The sequence below is a fragment of the Anabaena sp. AL93 genome (assembly GCF_001672085.1).
Classification (GTDB): Bacteria; Cyanobacteriota; Cyanobacteriia; order Cyanobacteriales; family Nostocaceae; genus Dolichospermum; species Dolichospermum heterosporum.
The window spans coordinates 1-25,362 of sequence record NZ_LJOU01000007.1 but is presented as its reverse complement, the minus strand read 5'-3'; the positions used below and the strand labels follow the sequence as shown (position 1 = coordinate 25,362).

Here is a 25,362-nt window from a genome sequence, read left to right as displayed (position 1 = left end):
AATGAGATACAAATTTTAATCACAAAACCTTTTATATAAAAGGTTTTACGGTTGATAGCTGTTGTCAAGCTTTTTTCCCCTCCTATAAAAATAAGTTACCATTGTTAGGTGATATATGTTGATTTATCAAAAATTAGCTAAGATGTTTTTCCGCAAATTTCGTTTTTGGTTATTTTGGAGTTTATTAAGCTTACTGATTATACAATCTCTCCACTTTAGCCAATCAGTTACCATATCGAAACCTCAAGTTTATTTCCTAAAGAGTCAATCTATAACCTCTAAAAATACATCTAATGCCAATGTGTCCGGCAATAAATTACATACCATGCAAATATTAGATAATGACATAAAAAACATTGTATCTGTTAAAAGATTTGGTGCTAAAGGTAATGGTGTTAATGACGATACTAAGGCAATTCAAACAGCAATAGATACAGTGTATCAGCAAGGAGGAGGAGTAATATTATTCCCTGAAGGCGTTTATATAGTAACGTCTGTAATTCTCAAAGATAACATTACTTATCAAGGATATGGAGCAACTATTAAACGACCAGATAAACAAGGAAAGTGGACTCGAACTTTCACTACTAATTATAGTAGTCAGAAGAATTCTCAACCTTTAATTATTCAAGGGTTTACCTTTGATGGTAATAGCCAAAATCAAGGTCATTACAAAAAATATGAATTAGAACAAGCGCATCTGATATTCTTGACTGCTGACCCTGAACTTCCTGGTAAATTGCAAGTATTTATTGAAGATTGCAATTTTAAAAATGGGGTTGCTGATGGAATCTCTGTATATACAAATGTTGATGTTAAAATCAATAATTGTCAAGCTATTGATGTATTTCGAGGTGGGTTTGTCTTAACGGGTGGAAATTCTTCGGCTGAAGTTTATAATCTGACTACACAAGGCAAAATTGATCCGACCGGAATTGATATTGAAGTTGATGGACGAGGTTATGGAGAAACATTAAAGGTAGATGTTAAACTTGAAAACCTAAACCTAATTGATGGGGATTTTGATATTGCTGTTGATGAAGGTTCTACAGTAATTGGGAATAATATCATTTCTGGCAATGCACCTTTTTATATTTTTAGCTTGAATTCAACAATGAAATTTACGAATTCTCAATTTAAAATTGGTGCAGCGGATACTTACATGAACAGGATTTTATTTCCTCATAATGTTACATTTGAAAATTGTCAATTCACTGTCACGAGAAAATTAACAGGCGAACAATACGATTTTTTTGCTGGTGCTGATATTTGGTGGCAACACCCTAGCTTTTCTAATCAAACTAACCAGCGACTGGTATTTGATAATTGTGACTTCAACATAGATAAAAATATTCAGAAAACTGATCAAGTTTATGCAATATATCTCCGCGAAGATCAAGAAGTAAACAACAATCGTTTAATTGTCCGTGGGGGCAATATTTCCAAAGATTTTTTAGTTCCTATTCTTAGGGAATAGCTAATTTTCAACAGATTAGATCGGCGAAAATTTACATAAAGGTACATCTTAGCCCCCTTCATCGCTTGCGGGGAGGGGGTTGGGGGTGGGGTTCTTGTTCCGGGTTTGATGACAATTTGCTGTAATTCAAAAAATCCAGAATTTATTTATTCTCACTTAGTGAAATTTTGATCTTTTTCTGCATATATCACGCCAAAGAAATAACCTCTAAAAATTTATATATTTCTTGAAGGAGTAATTCAATAAATGTGTGGAATAACTGGTTTTTTTACCAATGAAAAACAACTATCTAGTGAAGAAATTGGCAATATAGTCGAAAATATGTGCCAATCTCTGATTCATCGTGGTCCTGATGATGGTGGAATTTGGATTGATGAAGAGGTGGGGATAGCTCTAGGACACAGACGATTATCTATAGTAGATTTATCACCAGAAGGACATCAACCGATGATCTCTGCTAATGGTCGCTATGTAATTGTGTTCAATGGTGAAGTTTATAATTTTCCGGAATTAAGAAAGCAGTTACAAAGCCTTGGATATAACTTTAGAGGTCATTCTGATACGGAAGTAATGTTAGCTAGTTTTTGCGAATGGGGGGTTATAGAAGCAACCAAACGATTTAATGGGATGTTTGCGTTTGCATTGTGGGACAAAGCAGAACGCATTTTACATTTGGGACGCGATCGCATTGGTGAAAAGCCTTTATATTATGGTTGGTGTGGTGATACTTTTATATTTGCTTCGGAATTAAAAGCTTTTAAAGCCCATCCTGATTTTCAGCGAGAAATTAACCGCGATGCTTTGGCTTTATTCCTGCGTTTTTCCTATATTCCTGCCCCTTATTCCATCTATAAAGGTATCTATAAATTACCCCCTGGGACTCTCCTCAGTTGGAATGGGAGTAGAACTCACCCCCAACCAGTGGCCTATTGGTCGGCAAAAATTGTAGCAGAATCAGGTGTTGCTTATCCCTTCACAGGCTCAGAGAATGAAGCTATAGTAAACCTGGAGGGATTATTAAAAGATGCAGTGGGAATGCGAATGCTGGCAGATGTGCCTTTGGGTGCATTCCTATCTGGGGGAATTGACTCCTCTATAGTTGTAGCTCTCATGCAAGCTCAAAGCCATCAACCTGTAAAAACCTTTAGTATTGGTTTTTATGAAGATGCTTACAATGAGGCTCAATATGCTAAAGCTGTAGCCCAGCATTTGGGTACAGACCATACAGAATTTTATGTAACGGCAAATGAAGCACTAGCAGTTATACCCAAACTACCCAGTTTATATGACGAGCCGTTTTCTGATTCTTCCCAAATTCCCACATTTTTAGTATCTCAACTTGCTAGAAATCATGTGACTGTCAGCCTTTCAGGTGATGCAGGTGATGAATTGTTTGCTGGATATAATCGCTATTTTTGGGGACGTAGTATTTGGCAGAAAATAGGCTGGATACCGAAAACAGTTCGTCATTCCACCGCAAAAGCTTTAACAAGTGTTTCCCCCCAAACTTGGAATCAAGGTTTTGCATCTGTAGATGCCATGTTGCCTACAAAGCTTAAAGTAGAAGCTTCCGGTTATAAATTACATAAGTTAGCAAGCATTTTAGCAGTTCCCAACCCCGATATTATGTATGCGGGTTTAGTATCCCATTGGCAAGCGTCAGAGGAAGTTGTTATTGGTAGTTCTGAACTTAGCACAGTTTTGAATGAGCGCAATTTGTCGGACAGCCTACCAGATTTCACAGAACGTATGATGTACTTGGATTTAATCAGCTACTTACCAGATGACATCTTGGTGAAAGTAGATCGTGCCAGCATGGGTGTGAGTCTAGAAAGTCGCATACCTTTTCTAGACCATCGGGTTGTAGAATTTGCTTGGCAAATCCCCTTATCCATGAAAATACGTGGTAATCAAGGGAAGTGGTTATTACGCCAGCTTTTGTATAAATACGTACCCAAAGAATTAATCGAGCGTCCCAAAATGGGCTTTGGTATTCCCATTGATAGCTGGTTGCGTGGACCATTACGAGAATGGGCAGAAGATTTGTTGAATGAGTCTCGATTGAGACAAGAAGGCTATTTCAATCCTCAACCAATTCGGCAAAAGTGGGATGAACACCAAAGTGGCAAATTCAACTGGCAATATTATCTTTGGGATGTACTGATGTTCCAAGCTTGGTTAGCTGAAAACCAATTAGGGCTTGCTGAATAAATAAAAAATTTTCAAATTCCATTCAGAAAATAAAAACATGAATAATATCGCAGTCATTGGTCTTGGCTACGTTGGGTTACCTGTGGCTTTAGCAATTGCAAAAAAATTTCCCAATACAGTTGGGTTTGATATTAATCAAGAGAAAATTACCGCATTAAATCAAGGCATAGATTTTACAGGAGAAGTTACTAGTGATGAACTCAAAAATACATCTCTCAATATTACTTGTGATCCAATTGATTTAGCTGATTGCAACTTCTTTATTGTTGCAGTCCCCACGCCAATTGATGATAACCGTGTTCCTGATTTGACTCCATTGATTAAAGCTTCGGAAACTATTGGTAAAGTTCTTAAAAAAGGTGATGTAGTAGTTTATGAATCCACTGTTTATCCAGGAGTCACCGAAGAAGTTTGTGGTGCTGTTCTAGCACGGGTATCTGATTTACAACAGGGTATTGATTTCAAATTGGGCTACTCACCCGAACGAATTAACCCAGGTGATAAAACACATACCTTAGAAAAAATTGTTAAAGTAGTCGCAGGTGAAGACCCGGAAACATTAGAACAAATCGCTAATGTATATGGTGCTGTTGTTGACGCTGGTGTTTACCGCGCCCAATCAATTAAAGTAGCTGAAGCGGCAAAAGTCATTGAAAATACCCAACGGGATCTTAACATTGCTTTGATGAACGAACTAGCGATAATTTGCGATCGCCTGAATATTCGCACCCGTGATGTCTTAGCGGCTGCGGGGACAAAGTGGAATTTTCTACCCTTCACTCCAGGTCTTGTCGGGGGTCACTGCATCGGTGTAGACCCTTACTATCTCACAGCCAAAGCCCAACAAGTTGGCTATTATCCCCAGGTAATTCTCGCGGGACGACGGATTAACGACAACATGGGTCAATTCTTGGGTAGTCGGTTGGTGAAACTGCTTGTAGAAGCCAATGTGACCATCAAAAATGCGCGAGTGGGGATTTTGGGACTTACCTTTAAAGAAAATGTCCCAGATTTAAGAAATAGTCGCATTCCGGATATCATTCATGAATTGCAACAATTTGGGATTGACCCCCTAGTACATGACTCTTTAGCCGAAAATAGTCATGCAGTACATGAATATGGTATTCAATTATCTGATTGGAAAGAACTTACATATCTTGATGCCCTAATTTTAGCAGTTCCCCATCAAGAATATTTAGAAATGCCAGCAGAGAGACTATTTGCTCACATTCGTCCAGGTGGAATCTTCATGGATATCAAATCAATATTTGAACCTGCGGATATACCAGCAAATATTAATTATTGGAGTTTATAAACGGTGAAATTATGGCGAAAATTTTAGTTACAGGTGCGGCTGGTTTTATTGGTTTTCACCTCAGCCAACGCTTACTAGAAAGAGGTGATCAAGTTGTAGGTTTAGATAACCTCAACGATTACTACGATGTTACCTTAAAAAAAGACAGATTAGAGCAACTTTTAGCGAACCCCAATTTTAGCTTTCATTTATTGGATTTAGCAGACCGAGAAGGCATCCCCAAATTATTCGCTCAATCTAGTTTTGATAAAGTCGTCAATTTAGCTGCCCAAGCCGGAGTCCGTTATTCATTAAAAAATCCCCATGCTTATGTAGATAGTAATCTAGTGGGATTTGTGAATATTCTCGAAGGTTGTCGGCATACCAACGTTCAACATTTAGTATTTGCTTCTTCCAGTTCAGTTTACGGTGCAAATACAAAAACTCCCTTCTCCGTTCACGACAATGTAGATCATCCCGTAAGTTTGTACGCAGCTACCAAAAAAGCCAACGAATTAATGGCACATACCTACAGTAGTTTGTATGGCTTGCCGGCTTCAGGATTGCGATTTTTTACAGTTTACGGTCCTTGGGGTCGTCCTGATATGGCATTATTTCTGTTTACCAAAGCAATTTTGGCAGGACAACCAATTGATGTTTTTAATTACGGGAAAATGAGGCGGGATTTTACGTATATTGATGACATTGTAGAAGGCGTAATTCGTGTTGTTGATAACGTGGCTGCATCAAATCCCAACTGGTCAGGAAATGCCCCAGATCCTGCCACAAGTTATGCCCCCTACAAAAATTATAATATCGGTAATAATCAGCCGGTGGAATTAATGCACTTTATCGAAACCTTAGAAAATTGCTTGGGAATGAAAGCAGAGAAAAATTTGCTCCCCATGCAAGCTGGTGATGTACCAGCAACCTATGCCGATGTTGATGCCTTAGTGACAGATGTGGGTTTTAAACCGAATACCTCAATTGAGGAGGGAATCGAGCGATTTGTGAAATGGTATCGGTCATATTACCAAGTTTAAAAAATCCGGCGTTGGCGAATGAAAGTATGAATTTATCTCACGCAGAGGCGCAGAGGCGCAAAGAGTAAGAGTAAGAGAAATGAAATTTTTGATTTTCATATCTTAATTCAGCAACGCCAGAAATACTTACCTTTCTATGTCACAAAAAATTAAATTGCTGCACATTACCACCGTTCCCGAAACCTTTTCCTTTTTTCGTGGACAGATTGCTTATATGAAAGCACGAGGATATGATATTCATGCTCTATCCTCACCTGGAGAAGCTGTAGAAGAAGTTAGTTCCCGTGAAAATATACCATTCCACACGGTGACAATGCCCCGACGGATCACACCACTCCAGGATATTGTGGCTATTTGGCAAATTTGGCAACAAATCCGCACTATCAAGCCTGTGATAGTACATTCCCATACTCCTAAAGGTGGATTATTAGGAACTATTGCGGCTTGGTTAGCACAAGTACCTGTGAGAATTTATCATATTCGGGGATTGCCCTTAATGACAGCAACAGGATATAAACGCATCCTACTATCATGGAGTGAAAAGGTTTCCTGTTTACTGGCACATCAGGTGATTTGTGTGAGTCATTCCCTGCGAGAAGTGGCAATTAGTGAGGGTCTTTGTCCCCAGGAAAAGATTACCGTATTAGGTGGAGGAAGTAGTAATGGGGTGGATGCAAGCGATCGCTTTAATCCCGCTAATCTACCACCTCAGACCAGAAAAGAAGTTCGTCAACAATATGGTATTCCTGATGATGCCATTGTCATTGGCTTTGTCGGTCGGATTGTCCGCGATAAAGGTGTGGAAGAATTGGTTGCAGCTTGGAAAATTCTCCGCGCAGAGTTTCCCAATTTGCATTTACTCCTAGTTGGGTATTTTGAATCTCAAGACCCCATATCTGCTCAAACCAAGGAAATACTGCAAACTGACGATAGCGAAGCGCTCCGCAGGAATCGCATCCATGCAACAGGGGGCAAAGATCACACCCCGCCATTGTACGCGGCAATGGATGTGTTTACTTTACCAACTTATCGTGAAGGCTTTCCTAATGTCCCTCTGGAAGCTGCGGCCATGAAACTACCTGTAGTCGCCACCAAGATTCCTGGTTGCATAGATGCAGTTGAAGATGGAGTAACAGGGACACTTGTACCATCCCATGATGGGTCAGCTTTAGCCGAAGGAATTCGTCATTATGTGGTTAATTCCGAACTCCGACAACAACATGGTTTGGCTGGACGAGAGCGGGTTTTGCGAGAATTTCGTCAAGAAGATATTTGGAATGCGCTAGATCAGGAATATGTGCGAATTTTAAAAGCGCAGGGATTACCTATTTCTAATCTCCCTCGTCAGATAGAAGAAATATTGATGTAGAAGTAGTTTAAGTTTGATTCTATAAATAGGGGTTTAGCAATGCTAAACCCCTACAAATTTAGGTTTTTCTTAATCTTCTAAAAATGCTCATCTCAGTCGTTATAAATACACTGAAAGTATCAAATATTTCCCAAAATAATTGAGATAGGAATAATGTCAAAATGACAAGATTTTTATTTACATCTTAGTTATCTTTTAAAAACAAGTCTGGTTTTGCAATTGCTCAGATATTTGCAAAATCATAGAGAATTATCGTGGTTTTTAGTGCCAACAATCTCAAGGAATCCCAAATAAATAATTGGCAATTGATTGGGTTTTTACCTCAAAAAACACAGTAATAGTTCAAGGAAGTTCTATGATCAAGGGAAATTTTAAGGTTTGGAAAGCAATCAATTTTAGTCAGTTTATTAAATATTTATTGGATAGAATAATAGCAGCAATCGCCTTAATTATTTTAGCTCCTTTAATGCTAATGATTGCGATCGCTATTTATTTACGGATGGGGCAGCCAATTTTCTTTATCCAACCCCGTCCAGGTAAAGATGCGCGAATTTTCAACTTTTATAAATTCCGCACTATGACCAATGATCATGATGTCAATGGTAATTTTCTACCTGATGAAAAACGTCTCACAACTTTGGGTAAATTTTTGCGGCAAACAAGTCTTGACGAACTTCCTCAACTGTGGAATATTGCTAAAGGAGACATGAGTTTTGTCGGACCACGCCCATTATTAGTCAAATATCTTGACCGTTATACCCCAGAACAAGCAAGACGGCAAGAAGTCAAGCCAGGGATTACAGGTTTAGCTCAAGTTCGAGGTCGAAATTCTCTGAGTTGGGAAGAAAAATTTAACCTAGATATTTTCTATATCAACAATTGGAGTTTATTACTAGACTTACAAATAATTTTCCTCACTGTTTGGACAGTCATTAAACAACAAGGAATCAGTCAAGATAATCATGCAACGATGGAAGAATTTATGGGAGATCAAACCGTTCATGACTATCAGCACAAACAAGATATTATTGGAGGATAATTTATGGCTAAAGTGGTTATTTTCGGAACTAGTGAAATTGCAGAAATAGCTCACTTTTATCTCAGCCGTGATTCTGAACATGAGGTAGTTGGCTTTACTGTTGATGAAGCTTATCTAAAAACAGAGAGTTTTTATAATTTACCAGTAGTCCCCTATGAAAAACTGGAAAAATATTATTCACCTGATGAGTATAAATTATTTATCGCCATTAGTTACCAACAAGTGAATAAATTACGGGCAGAAAAATATTTAAATGCCAAAAATAGAGGATATAGCTTTATTTCCTATATTAGTTCTCAGGCATTTTATTATGGTAAATCAGTGGGAGAAAACTGCTTTATCATGGAAAATAATGTTATTCAACCTTTTGCTTCCATTGGTAATAACTGTCTGCTTTTGGGTGTAAATTCTATCGCGCACCACTGTATAATTAATGATCATTGTTTTCTGACTTCTAATGTTGTGCTTGGTGGTGGAGTAAACATAGGAGAATATACTTTCCTTGGTTTGAATACTACGATTAGAAATTACATCAACATTGGCAAAGAAAATATTATTGGGGCAGGATCAATTATTCTCAGTGATACAGAAGACAGGGCTGTTTATTCCCCAGGAGAAACCCCAAAATTTGAAGTACCCAGCGACTTAGTACGTATTTGAAAAAGATTGATATTTCTGTTATCAACTCTTATATAAACACATTCCCTTAATCAGTTGTGTTATGCGTACTAAATCTTCTCACCCCAAGCACACAAGACGGAATATTCTCCGAGTAGCTGGACTTTTTGCGGGAGCAGCAATTGTTCCTCCTATTCTTCACAGTCTCAAAACCCTGGGTGTTTCCCCCGCATCCCTTCTTCATACCCTGAAAACATCTAGATATATTCTGGATGCTGCCAATGCCAAGAACGTTCAGGCAATGAAAGTGTTGCCATTACCCAAACCTACAGGGATCAGCAAAGTTGCATTGGTTCACACTGAAGATCGGGTATCGGGAACTCAACGAATACTTGATTTGTTGCAGCCAGGGGGGATGGAGGGAAAAAGCATTTTTCTGAAGCCCAACTATAATACTGCCGATCCAGCTCCAGCATCAACAGATACAAAATTGTTAGCAACTTTGGTAGAAAAACTCCAAAAAGCTGGAGTAGGGCAAATTACCATAGGCGATCGCTCAGGAATGGCGCAGACTCGTGAGGCCATGAAGCTTAAAGGAGTATTTCAACTTGCAGATCGCTATGGGGTGGAAGTCATTGTTTTTGATGAAATGTCTACTGAACAATGGCAATACTTTTCCCCATCGGGAACTCACTGGCAACAAGGTTTCGCTTTTGCCCGACCAGTTCTCCAAGCGGGAGCAGTGATCAATACCTGTTGTCTAAAAACTCATCGAGGAGCGCACTATACACTGGCATTAAAAAATACTGTAGGCATGGTAGCTAAGTATGTTCCGGGTGATCCATTTAACTATATGGGTGACTTGCATCGTTCACCGTATATGCAGCAAATGATCGCGGAAATTAATGCAGTTTATCGGCCTAGTCTGGTGTTAATAGATGGTGTGGAAGCCTTTGTGTCAGGGGGACCAGATGCCGGCAAGAAAGTGGCGGCAAATGTCATGTTGGCAAGTACAGATCCCATAGCCATTGATGTCATTGCGTTGGCAATGTTGCGTTCACTGGGAACAACAAATGAGGTAATGCAAGGATCTATTTGGAAATTAGAACAGATTCGCACAGCAGTGGCCTTGGGTTTGGGGGCATCTAGTCCAGAACAAATTGAATTAGTTACTGCTGATCGCACCAGTCAAAAAATTGCGGATCAGATTCGTCCATACATACTGGGATGAGAATGTATGATTTCTGATCTATCCTCAGTCTCTCATTCATACCCAGAAAATTTGTGCAAATTCACGAGGATAAATGAACTATGTCCAGCTTTTCCTGTTTTGTTGTGGGCAATGGTATTCTAGCCTTGAGTTGCTTGGAAATCCTGTTACAGAAAGACTGCCAAGTGTTGGGAGTGTATTCCACAGATAATTCACTACAAAAGTGGTCTCAGGAACATGGCATTACTCATGCTGCTTCTCGCTCCATGTTTCACAAAACACTTCTGGGTGTTAAATACGATTATCTTTTCAGTATTAATAACGTCCAGTGGATCATTCCAGAGGATGTGATCACACGGGCAAAAAAAGCCTCTATTAACTACCATGACTCGCCGTTACCCAAATATGCTGGTTTGTATGCCACTACTTGGGCTTTGCTGAACGGTGAAACTGAATATGCTGTTACCTGGCATGAAGTCTCTGCTGAAATTGATGCTGGACGGATATTTAAACAAGCATCTGTGCCAATTTTGGCAGATGATACAGTATTTAACCTCAATCTGCGATGCTTTGATGCAGCAGTTAATTCCTTCAGGGAACTGGTAGAAGAACTAGTAATTGATGTTGCCAAGCCCTATCCTCAAGACCTATCGCAACGGAGTTATTTTAGTCCTAGAGATCGCCCAGAAGCCGCCGCTCTGATCTCCTATGATGTTACTACTAAAGATATCTGTAATCTAGTCAAAGCATTAGATTTTGGTCCAACTCGTAATGAATTGGGTCTACCCAAAACTTGGCTACCAGGAGGGGTGATTGTTGTGGGATCTGCCCGTTCAATTGCATCTGAGTATGGTACTCCTGGACAAGTGCTAAAACTGGATTCCCAAGGGATGTGTGTCGCCACCATAAATGGGGCTGTGCAGTTAAGTGAGTTCAGCACATTAAACGGCAAGGATATTTCCCTAGAACAGTTGCAAACAGATTATGGTGTCCGCGTCGGTGATGTCTTACCGGCAATTGACACCAATATCAGAAAGGCAATTACTGAACGGAATGCTTTCTTATGTGGTCATGAACAAGCTTGGGCAAAACGGTTGATGCAGCTTGCAGCTTTTCGGCATCCCTATTCACCATTGACAACATCTGGTCAAAAACCAGATATCTCTATGCACCGCTATTCTATTTTGTCGCTGACGGGGCAGGTAGCAGCGAAATCCCTGTTGTCTATGTTTGCTGCTTACTGTGGGCGACTGACAAGCGAAATGGAATTTGATCTGGGACTACAAACCGATGCCCAGCGTGGTATTGCTCCCGAAATATTTGCCCAACGAGTTCCTCTTCGCGTGCAAACTCAGGTTAATGAGTCTTTCCATGATTTTCAACGGCGATTTGAAACAGCCCTAGATGATACCTGTCGTCTGGGTAGTTTTAGAAATACGCTGTTGAGACGTTATCCACAATTGCATGGTGATGGGAATGGACGTAGCGATGATAATTTTCTGCCTGTGGCGATCGCCCTTGTTGCGTCCCCTGATCAACTAGATTGGCAGTCCCTGGGAGCGTCTATGGCGTTGGTGGCTTATGAAGATGGAACTTTACCGGAATTAGTACATACTGGGTCACTCAATAACACTGACTCTAAAGCCATTGTTCAGCAACTTCAGAGTTTAATCACCGCCTGTATTGAAGATCCTCAACAATCACTGCATCAATTACCACTACTCTCCGTTGCCCAACAACAGCGAATTTTGGTGGATTGGAACGACACAGCCGAACCCTTCCCGACTGATCTGTGTATCCATGAGTTATTGGCAATTCAGGCAGAACTTACTCCTGATGCTGTAGCTGTCGTCTTCCAGGACCGAGAATTAACTTACCGGCAATTAAACGCCCAAGCCAATCAATTAGCGCACTATTTGCAACTACAGGGGGTTGGGCCCGATGTAATCGTCGGTCTTCAGATCGAGCGATCGCTAGAAATGATGATCGGCTTATTGGCAATTCACAAAGCCGGTGGGGCATATCTTCCCCTTGATCCCAGTTTTCCCCCAGATCGTCTGGCTTTCATGGTAGAAGATTCCCAAGCGACCGTCATCTTAACCCAGGAAAAACTTGATCAAGATCCCCGACTTCTCAAAGAAGTCGGGGATCTGGGGATGACCCGCATTATCCCCATTGATACGCTGTGGGCAGAAATTACTCAACAACCCACCACGAATCCTCATAGTGGAGTTAAACCCGAAAATCTGAGTTATGTAATTTACACCTCCGGTTCTACGGGGAAACCCAAGGGTGTGATGGTAGAACATCGTAACGTGGCTAACTTCTTCACGGGTATGGATGCTGTCATTGACCATGAACCACCGGGAGTATGGTTAGCAGTTACAAGTTTGTCATTTGATATTTCTGTCTTGGAACTGTTCTGGACATTGGCTAGGGGATTTAAAGTAGTTATCTATAACCCCAAACAAGAACGGCAGCAGTCTAAGTCCCAACAACCCATAGCTGTAAATAAATTACAAGATACCGATTTTAGTCTCTTTTACTTTTCTAGCCATGAACAAGGGCAAGATGCAGCGGCCAAGTATCGGCTGTTGTTTGAGGGGGCTAAATTTGCTGATGCCAACGGCTTTAAAGCAGTTTGGACTCCAGAACGTCATTTTCACGCCTTTGGTGGCCTATTCCCCAATCCTGTAGTCAGCAGTGCAGCGATCGCCACAACCACCAAAAACATCCAAATTCGTGCAGGTAGCTGTATTTCCCCCCTACATAACACCGTGCGACTCACAGAAGATTGGTCTTTAGTAGATAACTTTTCTAACGGTCGGGTAGGAATATCCTTTGGGGCTGGCTGGCAACCCAATGACTTTATCCTCTCTCCCCAAACCTTCGAGAACCGCAAGGAAATTATGTTCCAGCAAATTGAGGAGGTACAGGCACTTTGGCGCGGAGAAACCTTACCATATCCCAACGGTAAAGGCGAAATCATCGAGGTGCAAACCCTACCTCTTCCCATTCAACCCAACCTCCCCGTTTGGATCACAGCCGCCGGCAACCCCGAAACCTTTCAAATGGCAGGAGCGAGAGGCTTTAATATTTTGACTCACTTACTGGGGCAAAGTTTAGACGAGTTAGCCGCCAAAATTGCCATCTATCGGCAAGCTTATACAGAAAACGGACATTCTGGCGAAGGTATTGTCAGCCTGATGATACATACTTTTGTGGGAGAAAGTGATGATATTGTCAAAGAAATTGTCCGTCAGCCCATGCGGCAATACCTAGCTAGTTCCCTGGATTTAATCAAGCTTGCAGCTTGGTCTTTCCCCACTTTTAAACAGAAAACCACCAACGACAAAGGACAGTTTGCAGTATCTCATCTATCTGAACCGGATATGGCGGAAGTCCTAGATTTCTCCTTTGAACGGTACTTTGAAACTAGTGGTCTATTTGGAACTGTGGACACCTGTTTGCAGATGGTTGATCGGATTAAAGCCATTGGTATCAATGAAATTGCCTGTCTGATTGACTATGGGGTAGATACGAATACAGTGCTATCTCAACTACCCTTGCTGAATGAATTGAAGACACGGGCTAATTATCAAATCAGGGAACAGGGAACAGGGAACAGGGAACAGGAAATCGGGAACAGGGAATCGGGAACAGGAAGGAACAGGAAGGAACAGGAAGGAATCGGGAATCGGGAACAGGGCAAAATTGAATCTATAGCGGATCTCATCAACCGTCATCAGGTAACACACCTGCAATGTACCCCTTCTATGGCTGGTTTATTGATGGCAGAAACCGCTAACCACGAGGCTATGGGGCAACTTCGGCAAATGATGGTTGGTGGTGAAGCCTTGACTGAAGCCTTAGCAAATCAACTTCAGCAAATTATTCCCGGACAGATTCACAATATGTATGGTCCGACCGAAACCACCATCTGGTCAGCAACCCATACTCTGGCTGAAGTTGATGGTGTAGTTCCCCTGGGTCGTCCTATTGCCAACACTGAGTTATACATTCTCGACAAGAATCAGCAACCTGTGCCTGTTGGTGTCGCTGGTGAACTATATATTGGCGGTCAAGGCGTGACACGGGGCTATTTGCACAGACCAGAATTAACCCAGGAAAGGTTTGTACCTAATCCCTTTAGTGATGATGCCACTGCCCGTTTATACCGGACTGGCGACCTGGTTCGCTACCGAAGAGATGGCAATGTAGAATTTTTGGGACGGATGGATTTCCAAGTAAAAGTACGGGGACACCGCATTGAATTAGGAGAAATTGAGACGATTTTAAGCCGCCATGAAGCAGTTCGGGAAGCCGTGATTATCGTTCGTGAAGATATGCCCGGAGATCAGCGCCTTGTAGCCTATCTACTCCCACAGCCAGGGTATCAGCCATCTCATGCAACTATGCGAGAATACTTGCTCTCTCTATTGCCTGAGTATATGGTTCCTTCTAACTTTGTTGTTCTGGAGAAATTTCCCCTTACTCCTAATCATAAAGTTGACCGCAAGGCTTTACCGGCTCCCCTATTAGTTGTTCAGTCTGAGGATAGTGTAAATACAACAATACCTAAAAACGATATTGAACAAACCCTCATGGAAATCTGGCAAAAAGTGCTTCAGATACCTCAAGTGGGAACTCAAGACAATTTCTTTCATCTAGGGGGTAATTCCTTAGTGGCAGTTACATTAATTAGGGAAATTCTCTCAGCATTTAATGTGGATTTACCATTAATTAGCTTGTTCCGCTCTCCAACTATAACCGATCTCGCCCAGCAGATTTCAGCACAAACTTTTGCGAATAAATCTCATAATAAGTAATTGGACAAAAATATTTCCAGTTATTTCGTAGCCATATTAGCATGAAGCAATCGCAATGACATTGTGTAATTAACAAAGTTTGGGGGTTTAATTCCCCTGCCTCTCAAGGCAGCAAGTTTCGTGTCGAGGTCTAAATCTCCGTTGCAAAACTTAATTATAAATTACGAATTAATTTAACCCCTGTATTTTTATTCAGTAATTTATTGATAAAGATAATGCCAGGATGACAAGATTATTCCAGGAAATTTAGAGTATATTATTTAGAAATTGGTAATTAATAGATGCGAATAATAATTTACTGTTCAGAGTATTACAACAATACAACTTTATGGGATAAAAGATGATAGATCACCAAGAAATATTGGAAATTTTAGGCGAAGCCATGGAAATCAGCAGTGCAAATCTTACGGAAGAAACAGTGCTAGAAAACTTAGGAGATGTGTGGGACTCACTGGCTATATTATCTATAATATCAATCATTGATAGTTATGCTGATCGGGCTATTCCTGTGAATTCTATAGTCGAGAGTAAAACAATTAAAGATTTGATTAATCTTATTTGCGTAAATGATAAAGTAAGAATTTAAACAGAAATATCTGTTCTCAATTTAGGAAAATACTATGCAACAAGTGATGATTTCCAACATTAGTATGCGAAGTATAGCAATTGCTTTACCTGAAAAAACTGAATTTAATTATGAATTATCTGATGTGTTAGATTATGAAGAAATAGAGCGTCTCAGTCAAAGAATTGGCATTTACAGTAGAAGAGTTGCCGAAGACGATATAACAGCTTTTGATCTGATGTACCAAGCCGTCGAAAATCTTCTTAAAAATACATATCTTAAGAAAGAAGATATAGACTGTATTGTATGTGTTACCCAGACTCCAGATTATTTGATTCCTGGTAATTCATTCCTCTTATGTCATAAATTAGGATTAAAAGCAAGCATTTTTACACTAGATATAAATGCTGGATGTGCGGGCTTTACACATGGTCTAATTGTACTGGGAAGATTAATTAATAATGGTGATATGAAATGCGGATTGTTGGTTGTTGGAGATACACTTACAAGATTGGTAAATCCCAAAGATAAAACTGAGCGATTGTTATTTGGTGATGGTGCGGCTGCGTGTGTTTTAGAATTTGATCAAAAAGGCAAAGGGCTAACAGCTTGCTGGCGAACTATTGCTGATGATTATGATAAGTTAATTGTCCCTGCTGGTGGCATGAGAAAGCCAAATACCGAGGAAACAAACATTACTAATTTAAGAAAAAATGGAATCTACAGAAGCGAGAATAACCTTGCTATGGATGGTGCTGCTGTTTTTTCATTTTCAATTCAAGAAGTGCCAGATATCGTCAATTTTGCGCTGAGAAGTTGCAATTTAAGCAGTGACGATATTGATTTATTTATATTTCACCAAGCTAATAAATTCATGGTTGATTCTATCCGCACAAAATTAAAGATTAGTGCAGAAAAAGTTCCCATATTTGTAGAAGGGATAGGTAATACAAGTTGTGCCTCCATACCAATTGCTATTAGTCGCTATGCCTTAAATCAAGGAATTAATAAAATTAGTGGTCGGCTATGTCTGACTGGGTTTGGGACTGGCTTGTCTCTTAGTAGCATAATTATCGAAGTAGAAGATTTAATTGTCACTTCACTATAATTTCACGATGTTATGAATAAAGAAAGAATAGCTGTAATTGGAGCAGGAGGTCATGCCAAAGTAGTAGCAAGTACGCTCATGGCAGCAGGCCACCAAGTAGTAGGTTTTTACGATGATAATCTGCAAAAGAGAGGAACGAATATTTTTGGTATTCCAGTTATTGGTCCAGTCAGTGAGCTGACATCTGGCAACTTCTCTCATGCAATCATTGGTATTGGTCAAAATGAGACCCGGAAGCGTTTAGTAGAAAAACTTCATCTTAATTGGATAACAGTGATTCATCCCTATGCTTGGGTTCATCCTGAAGTTTTATTAGGTGCAGGTACAGTAGTTTGTGCTGGTGCAATAGTCCAGCCCTATTCAAGAATTGGATCGCACGTAATTATTAATACTAGAACCAGCGTTGATCACGACTGCTGCGTAGGAGATTATGCACATCTAGCGTTCTCCCACCTTGCTGGCGGTGCAACAGCCCATGAGGGAGCTTTTCTAGCTTTGGGAAGCACTGTATTTCCAGGAGTTCAGATTGGAGCTTGGGCTACTGTGAGTGCAGGATCGGTAGCAATGAAGGATGTTATGCCAAAAAGTACAGTAGCAGGTGTGCCGGCTCGATTAATTAAAGAAGCTAAGGAATATGAATTAAATAAAGTGCAAAAGTAGGGTGTGTTAGCGACAGCGTAACGCACCATTTCAGGTTAAGTCAGAATTGCAGGTTATTAAATTTGCGTTCCTAAGTAGGTGAACACAATAAAACCAAACTGTGTAAAGAAACGTAAAATCGCTGAAAACTTCTTTACTATTGCCTCTTGCCTCTTGCCTTGCTATAACGACAATTTTCAACGTCAACCTACTTACTTTTAATTGAGTGAAGACTAGTACTGCCGTGAAGTCAAAAGTCAAAATGAATAGGTCGTAAGCTTTTGAGAGATTGAGAATGGTTGATTTATTTAGGCCGTTGTGTACTAGCAATCCATACTGAATTGAGGAACTAAAAATGCAACTTTCTTGGAAAACACTTCAGAATTTAGAGCAAGAATTTGGTGATGCTTTTTTTATCCTTGATTTAGATAAATTCAAACGCAATTATCAAGAGTTCCTGCATGGTTTTCGCTCGATTTATCCCCATACCAACTTAGGCTATTCTTATAAAACTAACTACATTCCCAAGTTGTGTCAAACCGTAGATTCTTTGGGCGGCTATGCGGAAGTTGTTTCTCAAATGGAGTATGATCTAGCTTTGCGTATTGGTGTCTCTCCAACTAGAATTATCTTCAATGGTCCGCTAAAGTCTCCAGAAGACCTGGAAAATGCAATTCTCGCTGGTTCTATTGTTAACTTAGACTGTTTGGAAGAAGTAGAAATAGTTGCAGCATTAGCACGAAGATTACCAGAACAAAAAATTGCAGTCGGTTTAAGATGTAATTTTGATGTGGGTGCTGGGAGGATATCTCGCTTTGGATTTGATGTGGAAGGAGGCGCACTAGATAATGTTTTTAAAACATTCCGAGAATTAAATAATTGCTCAGTCTTGGGATTACATTGTCACATTTCTACGTCAACAAGAAGTTTAGAATCCTATAAGTTACGCACGCAGAAAATTATCGAACTCAGCGATGATTATTTCCCAGATAAACCACCTCAATTTATTGATGTTGGTGGTGGTTTCTTTGGCAGAATGAACGATGATTTAAAGGCACAATTTGACTGTTATATTCCCACTTATCAGGAATATGCAGAGGCAATTGCCCCGCAATTAAGCAGTAGATTTTCTGATAATCCTAAACCAGAATTAATTATTGAACCAGGTGTAGTTATTGTTGCAGATGTTCTCAAATTTGTCGCTAAGGTGGTGGGAATTAAAACAATAAAATCACGCCAGATTGCTCTTGTGGTTGGCAGTATTCACAATGTTAAACCAACTTTAACTGATAAAAAATTATCACTACAAGTTTACAGTGATGAGGAAAATTATCAAACCAAGAAACTAAGTATTCCAGTAGATTTAGTTGGCTATACTTGTATGGAACATGATTGTTTATATCCAGATTATCCTCATGAAATTGGGATTGGTGATTATGCAGTTTTTGATAATTTAGGTGCATATACAGTGGTATTTAAACCACCTTTTATTCGCCCAAATCCTCCGATTATTAGCTATGATTCCACCCTTAAGAATTATACATTAGTCAGACGGCAAGAAACTTCTCAAGATGTGTTTTCTACTTATGTAATATGAGTGACAAAAATATGAACGTTATGTTGACCTGTGCAGGAAGAAGAAATTACCTTTTAAAATTCTTTCAAGCAGCTTTAGAAAATAGAGGATTGGTATTTGCTGGTGATGCTAGTCTAGAGGCCCCAGCATTAAAGGAAGCAGATGAAAGTTTTTTATTACCATCTGTAAATGATAGTGATTACTTTGATAAGCTGCTGGATATCTGTCAGAATAAAAAAGTCAAGTTACTAATTCCTCTCAATGATTTGGAACTACCATATTTAGCAAAACAACGTGATCAATTTCTTAAAATAGGAACTATCCCAGTTGTCTCTTCACCGGAAATTATTAATGTTTGTTTTGACAAGTGGTTAACTTTTCAATTCTTAGAAACAATCGGTATACCGACTCCAAAAACTTATCTTTCTCTTGCAGAAGCAAAAGCAGCTATTGAGCGAGGAGAAATAGATTTTCCTGTAGTTATTAAGCCTCGGTGGGGAAGTGCATCAATTGGTATTGAATATCCTGAAGATTATGAAGAATTAGAATTAGCCTACCGATTTGTGAAAAAAGCTATTCAAAAGTCATTTTTAGCGACGGTAAGCTCTACTGATTTTGAAAAATGTATCTTAATTCAAGAAAAGCTAATTGGACAAGAGCATGGTCTTGATATCATTAGTAATTTAGAAACTTCCTACATTACCACTTTTGTGAAGCGTAAGCTAACCATGCGAGCCGGAGAAACAGACCGGGCTATCACAGTGGAAAATCAGGAACTTGAAAAAATAGGTGAGAAAATTGGACAAAAACTAGGTCATATTGGCAACTTAGATTGTGATGTAATTGTCGGAAAAAAGGGGAACTACGTATTAGAAATGAACCCGCGTTTTGGTGGTGGATATCCATTTTCTCATGTAGCCGGAGCAAATATTCCCGCAGCTTTGATTGCTTGGGCTAATGGGGAAATGCCAAATGACAAATGGCTGAAGGTTCAAACTAATATAATAAGTGCCAAATGCGATCGCCTGATCACTTTTAAACGATAAAGAATAAAAAACCATGAAGCCAATTCTCCTCTCCACTCCCCATATCGGAAACCAAGAATTAGAATTCGTCAAAGAAGCATTTGCTACCAATTGGATTGCCCCTATTGGTCCCCATGTTGATGCTTTTGAACAGGAATTTTGTCAAATAACTGGCGCTAGTCATGCTGCTGCTGTAAGTTCGGGAACTGCGGCTTTACATTTAGCTTTGCAATTAGTTGGAGTCACCAGAGGAGATGAGGTTTTTTGCTCCACCTTAACCTTTGCAGCCACCGCTAATCCGATTACTTATTTAGGCGCAAAACCAGTATTTATTGATAGCGATCGCATTTCCTGGAATATGAACCCAGACTTGTTGCAAGAGGCTTTACAAAAACGCGCCTACTTTGGTAAATTACCCAAAGCAGTTATAGTTGTACATTTGTATGGTCAAAGTGCAGATATTGAACCTATTCTCAAAGCTTGCAATCAATATGATATTCCTCTAATTGAAGATGCCGCCGAAGCTTTAGGTGCTACCTACAAAGGGCTTTCTCCCGGTACATTTGGGCGGTTTGGTATTTACTCCTTCAATGGTAATAAAATTATCACTACATCCGGTGGAGGAATGCTAGTTTCTGATGACGATCAACTAATTGCCAAAGCCAAATTTTTAGCAACTCAAGCCCGCGATCCTGCCCCCCATTATCAACATTCAGAAATAGGATATAACTATCGTCTTAGTAACGTTCTAGCAGGTATTGGTCGAGGTCAATTACAGGTTTTAAATGAAAGGGTAACTGCTAGACGGCGCAACTTTGAAATTTACCAATCTACTTTGGGAAATCTACCAGGAATAGAATTTATGCCCGAAGCTAATTTTGGCTATTCTACTCGCTGGTTAACGGCTTTAACAATCACCCCAGAAGCTTTTGGTGCAGATCGAGAATACATTCGCATCCAACTTACTAAACAACAAATTGAAGCTCGTTCTGTATGGAAACCATTACACCTGCAACCCGTGTTTTCTGAATATGAATGTATTGGTGGTAAAGTCGCCGAAAATTTATTTTTACATGGTCTTTGTTTGCCTTCTGGTTCTAATTTAACGGACGAAGATTTAGCAAGAGTAATTAATGCCATTAAAACCATTCACTCCACAACTTGAAAAACATACATAAAAAAGTTAATTTATTATGGAACTACAAGAATCTTCTATATCACCGCAAAAATATTGGACAATTCTCAAACGTCGTTGGCTTGCCACTTTATTAATTACTATTTCCGTTTTTATCATAGCACAATTGGCTGCATCTTTGAAAAAACCTATTTATTTTGCAGAAGGTAAATTGCGGTTTCAAAGAAGCAATATAGCCTCATCTATCACAGGATTAGGTGCAGAAATAGGCAAATTAGATCCTTTAATGGAACAAAATAACCCCCTCAGCACAGAAGTAGAAGTAATAACTTCTTACCCTATTATAGAAACAACTATTAAACGACTAAATCTCAAAGATAGTCAAGGTTTTACCCTAAAACCTAAGCTATTTCTCAAAAATCTTGTTGTCAAAGAAGTTAAAGGCACTAATGTTATCCAAATTAGCTACAAAGATACTAATCCCAAAATTGCCGCCCAAGTTGTAAATGAAATAATTAAAGTTTATTTAGAGCAAAATCTGTCTTCACGGCGAGCCGAAGCAAGCGCAGGACGTAAATTCATAGAAAAACAATTACCCAAAGCCGAATTAGTAGTCCGTCAAGCCGAATCTGAATTAGCAGATTTTAAAGAAAAAAACAAAATTATTTCCTTACAAGAAGAAGCTACTGAAGCAGTACGAGTTATTGGTAATTTACAATTAAGGATCAACGATACTCAATCTCAATTAGCTAATGTTAAGTCACAGTATCAAGTAGTCATTCAGCAATTGGGAATGAACCCAAAACAAGCATTAACAATGACTTCTATTAGCCAAATCTCTGGAATTCAAGATATTCTTAGAGAAATCCAACAACTACAATCACAACTAGCAAACAGACAAACAATTTTACAGGAAAATCATCCACAAATCATAGATTTACAGGATAAAATTGCTTCTCTAAACAAGGTTATTGACAAAAGGATAAATCAGTCCATAGGTAAAAATAAACTACAAGCAGAAGATAATTTACAATTGAGTGCTTTACAGCAACAACTCTCTAGTAAACTCGTAGAATTAGAATCCAACCGTCTAGGTTTAGCCAATCAAGCTAATTCCTTATTAAAATTACAATCTACCTATAAACAAAGATTGAATACGTTACCTAAATTAGAAGAACAACAGCGTCAATTAGAACGTAAACTTCAAGTAGGACAATCTACCTATTCCTTATTACTTCAGAAACTCCAAGAAAGTAGGATAGCTGAAAATCAAAACTTAGGTAATGCAACTAGAATATCCGAAGCTCAAGTTCCTGATGAACCTATTTCTTCTGTCATAATTTCCTATCTCAGTTCAGCATTACTGAGTATACTGGCAGCTCTTATGACTATATACATCCTAGAAATGAAAGATAAATCTATTAAGACTATTGATGAAGCCAAAAAATTACTAGAATTAACCTTGTTAGGAGTTATCCCTACCGCTACTAAGTGGAAAAGAACCTCTAAAAATAATGAACCAGATGAATGCTATAGTCAAAGAATTATAATTCGAGATTTTCCTCGTTCTTCTATTAGTGAAGCTTACCGAATGTTGAGGGCAAATCTTAATTTTATCAGTGCTGATAAAGAGCTAAAGGTTATTATTGTCACCAGTTCTGTACCCAAGGAAGGTAAATCAACAGTAGCAGCTAATTTAGCTACAGCAATGGCACAAATGGATAAACAAGTTTTATTAATAGATGGAGATTTGCACCGTCCAGTTCAGCATAAAATTTGGGACGTAATAAATAATCAAGGTTTAAGTAATTTAATTTTCAAACAGGAAGAAATTACTGCGATAATTAAAAAAGTCATGCCTAATTTAGATATTTTGACTTCTGGTATAGTTCCTCCCAGTCCAGCATCTCTTCTCGACTCACAACGCATGGCAACTTTAATGGCTAACTTCTCTGACAAGTATGATTTTGTCATTGTTGATACACCAGCTTTAAATGTGGCTGCTGATGCTGTTACTTTAGGACAAATGGCTGATGGTGTTTTATTGGTAGTGCGTCCTGGTGTAGTTGATTCTGTGAATGCGACTTTTGCTAAAGAACTATTGGCAAAATCTGGTCAAAATGTCTTAGGACAGGTAGTTAATGGTCTAATTGTGAAAAATGAACCCCATAGCTATTACTACTTCCAAAAAGAAGACTATTTACAAACAATCAATGTAGAGTCTCAGGAATCTGTAAAAATTTAACTAATTAGGGTTTGCTGAAAAAGTTGTCTGTGAGTGCTAGTACCGCAAGGCGGAAGTCAAAAGTCAAAATGAAGACAGTATAGGCTTTTGGAGGATTTAGAATAGTTCATTCACTTACGCCACAGTGTACTAGGAGTATGGCTAACGCTACGCTATCAGCAAACCCTACTTAGGGATAGGAGGTAGGGGCGCAGGGTCTGCGCCCAGTCAGGAGTGAGAAATGAAGATAGAATCAGCCACCAACACTATCTCAGTATATTGAGTCATATTTTTACTTATTTATCTTAATTTTACGTTTTAAACTCAAAAATTAGCATTATTCCTACCTCCAATCTTATACTAAGTAGGTTGGCGTTGAAAATCGTTGTTATGGCAAGGCAAGAGTGAAGAGGGTTTGGGCGATTTTATGTTTCTTTACACAGATTGGTTTTATTGTGTTCACCTACTTAGATGTTTAATGGGTAATGGGGATTAGGTACTACAGTGAACAATTATTAATTTGTTCAAAGTAACACTTGCTTGTATTTACGCTTTAGTGTATTGTCAATTATAAGTAATCTGACAATATCTACACCAAGCACCCAGTTAAACCGATGATCCTAATCAAATCCTCTGAAACACTGAACTTGAATGGGCTAACCCATAATGATCTATTAGGTGTTGTGCAAATAGCAATTCGAGATACTGAGGAACAGCTTCAGAAGTTTACTCAAAGACCGGATTTTCGTGAAAAGATGATACTGGCCTTTGGTAGATTACCAGCAGGTTTACAGGGTGCTTGGGCAAATGGGGTGAGGAATGTGGGATTTAAGACAAAAGAAGATTCAGGAATAGTTGTCTTTATTGATCCATCTGTTTCCGATCATCAAACTCTACAGGCGGGAGTTGCAGAGGGGGTAGAAGCGATCGCTCTTAACCCAAATCAAGACGGTATCAAACAAATCACCGCATTTTTACGACAGCATCCCGAAATTACCACTATTCATATCGTTTCTCACGGTGCGCCCGGATGTTTATATTTAGGAAATAGTCAACTTAATTTAGATAATATCAGTAAATATGCTGATTTATTACAGCATTGGCAAAGCAATAGCATTTTATTTTATGGGTGTAATGTGGCTGCTGGAGATGTTGGGGAAGAATTTATTCGTAAGTTACATCAGATTACAAAAGCAAATATTAGGGCATCGGCAACAAAAACAGGCAATGCAGCTTTAGGCGGAAATTGGCAGTTAGAGGTGAGTTTTCCCGTTACAGATGACAGAAAATCCGTAGTTTTAGCTTTTTGCCCGGATGTATTAGCAGCATACAGTGGCATCTTAGCAGTTGATGAGCCATACTTAGTTACAGATATCAATGCAACCATCTATAGTTCTAATACCATCAGTTTGATCAATGATATCCTGACTGGAAATGAAGGAAATGATACCCTAAGTGGAAGAGAAGGAAATGATGCTCTTTCAGGGTTAGGGGGGAATGATTACCTTTTTGGTGAAGCAGGTAACGATACCCTCAATGGGGGAGACGGAGACGACTATTTAGCTCCAGGAACAGGTGCAGATAGTATTGATGGGGGAAATGGCAGCGACTATCTAGACATTGACAACGGTAACGACACAGCCGACACCACCATTATCTATACCAATGTCAACAATGGCACTATCACAGGTGGGTCAAATAACGGCACAGTTTTCCAAGGAATAGAAAGAACTCGACTCAAAACAGGTTCAGGGAACGATAATATCAACGTTTCGGCTACAGATAATTACGATGGCCATTGGAAAAATCAAATTTATGCGGGTGCAGGCAATGATACGGTCATTGGTAGTGCAACGGGATGGAACCAACTGTTTGGAGAAGCCGGAGATGACAGTCTACAAGGAGGTGATACCAATCGAGATGACCTCTATGGTGGGGACGGTAATGATGCTCTTTCAGGGTTAGGGGGGAATGATAACCTTTATGGTGAAGCGGGTAAT

17 protein-coding genes are annotated in these 25,362 nt (G+C 39.4%); all 17 read left to right on the top strand.

Annotated elements, in window-relative coordinates; genetic code table 11:
• The first annotated feature begins 115 nt into the window (after nt 1-115).
• Nucleotides 116-1,477, top strand: coding sequence for a glycosyl hydrolase family 28-related protein (locus AN486_RS03045; protein WP_290599204.1), 1,362 nt, complete (start codon nt 116-118; stop codon nt 1,475-1,477).
• A 246-nt stretch (nt 1,478-1,723) separates the two neighbouring features.
• Nucleotides 1,724-3,688, top strand: coding sequence for an asparagine synthase (glutamine-hydrolyzing) (gene asnB, locus AN486_RS03040; protein WP_290599202.1), 1,965 nt, complete (start codon nt 1,724-1,726; stop codon nt 3,686-3,688).
• A gap of 37 nt (nt 3,689-3,725) precedes the next feature.
• Nucleotides 3,726-5,003 (top strand): nucleotide sugar dehydrogenase, encoded by a 1,278-nt coding sequence (locus AN486_RS03035; protein WP_053537490.1) that lies wholly within the window; start codon nt 3,726-3,728, stop codon nt 5,001-5,003.
• Nucleotides 5,004-5,014: 11 nt separating this feature from the next.
• Nucleotides 5,015-6,025: an NAD-dependent epimerase gene (locus AN486_RS03030; RefSeq protein WP_027403384.1), complete on the top strand. Its 1,011-nt coding sequence runs from the start codon at nt 5,015-5,017 to the stop codon at nt 6,023-6,025.
• Nucleotides 6,026-6,161: 136 nt separating this feature from the next.
• Nucleotides 6,162-7,394, top strand: a complete 1,233-nt coding sequence (locus tag AN486_RS03025; RefSeq protein WP_053537489.1) for a glycosyltransferase family 4 protein — start codon at nt 6,162-6,164, stop codon at nt 7,392-7,394.
• A 355-nt stretch (nt 7,395-7,749) separates the two neighbouring features.
• Complete coding sequence (locus tag AN486_RS03020) at nt 7,750-8,433, top strand: sugar transferase (RefSeq protein ID WP_053537488.1); 684 nt, start codon at nt 7,750-7,752, stop codon at nt 8,431-8,433.
• 3 nt (nt 8,434-8,436) lie between these two features.
• Nucleotides 8,437-9,093 (top strand): acetyltransferase, encoded by a 657-nt coding sequence (locus AN486_RS03015; protein WP_053537487.1) that lies wholly within the window; start codon nt 8,437-8,439, stop codon nt 9,091-9,093.
• Between the two features lie 61 nt (nt 9,094-9,154).
• Entirely contained in the window at nt 9,155-10,282 is a 1,128-nt protein-coding gene (locus AN486_RS03010) for a DUF362 domain-containing protein (RefSeq protein WP_053537486.1), read from the top strand.
• Between the two features lie 80 nt (nt 10,283-10,362).
• The gene (locus AN486_RS03005; protein ID WP_290599195.1) at nt 10,363-15,090 is read left to right on the top strand and encodes a MupA/Atu3671 family FMN-dependent luciferase-like monooxygenase; all 4,728 of its coding nucleotides are present in this window, start codon (nt 10,363-10,365) and stop codon (nt 15,088-15,090) included.
• 340 nt (nt 15,091-15,430) lie between these two features.
• Nucleotides 15,431-15,676 (top strand): phosphopantetheine-binding protein, encoded by a 246-nt coding sequence (locus AN486_RS03000; protein ID WP_053537484.1) that lies wholly within the window; start codon nt 15,431-15,433, stop codon nt 15,674-15,676.
• A 34-nt stretch (nt 15,677-15,710) separates the two neighbouring features.
• Entirely contained in the window at nt 15,711-16,763 is a 1,053-nt protein-coding gene (locus AN486_RS02995) for a 3-oxoacyl-ACP synthase III family protein (protein WP_290599192.1), read from the top strand.
• 12 nt (nt 16,764-16,775) lie between these two features.
• Nucleotides 16,776-17,423, top strand: a complete 648-nt coding sequence (locus AN486_RS02990; protein ID WP_290599190.1) for an acetyltransferase — start codon at nt 16,776-16,778, stop codon at nt 17,421-17,423.
• 334 nt (nt 17,424-17,757) lie between these two features.
• On the top strand, nt 17,758-18,999 hold the full coding sequence (locus AN486_RS02985) for a hypothetical protein (RefSeq protein WP_290599188.1): 1,242 nt from the start codon (nt 17,758-17,760) through the stop codon (nt 18,997-18,999).
• Nucleotides 19,000-19,010: 11 nt separating this feature from the next.
• Nucleotides 19,011-20,024 (top strand): ATP-grasp domain-containing protein, encoded by a 1,014-nt coding sequence (locus AN486_RS02980; RefSeq protein WP_053541144.1) that lies wholly within the window; start codon nt 19,011-19,013, stop codon nt 20,022-20,024.
• A gap of 13 nt (nt 20,025-20,037) precedes the next feature.
• Nucleotides 20,038-21,168, top strand: coding sequence for an aminotransferase class I/II-fold pyridoxal phosphate-dependent enzyme (locus AN486_RS02975; protein ID WP_290599186.1), 1,131 nt, complete (start codon nt 20,038-20,040; stop codon nt 21,166-21,168).
• Between the two features lie 28 nt (nt 21,169-21,196).
• Nucleotides 21,197-23,383: a polysaccharide biosynthesis tyrosine autokinase gene (locus tag AN486_RS02970; RefSeq protein WP_053537479.1), complete on the top strand. Its 2,187-nt coding sequence runs from the start codon at nt 21,197-21,199 to the stop codon at nt 23,381-23,383.
• A 593-nt stretch (nt 23,384-23,976) separates the two neighbouring features.
• Nucleotides 23,977-25,362 (top strand): DUF4347 domain-containing protein (locus AN486_RS02965; RefSeq protein WP_290599183.1); only part of this gene is annotated, 1,386 nt, incomplete at its 3' end.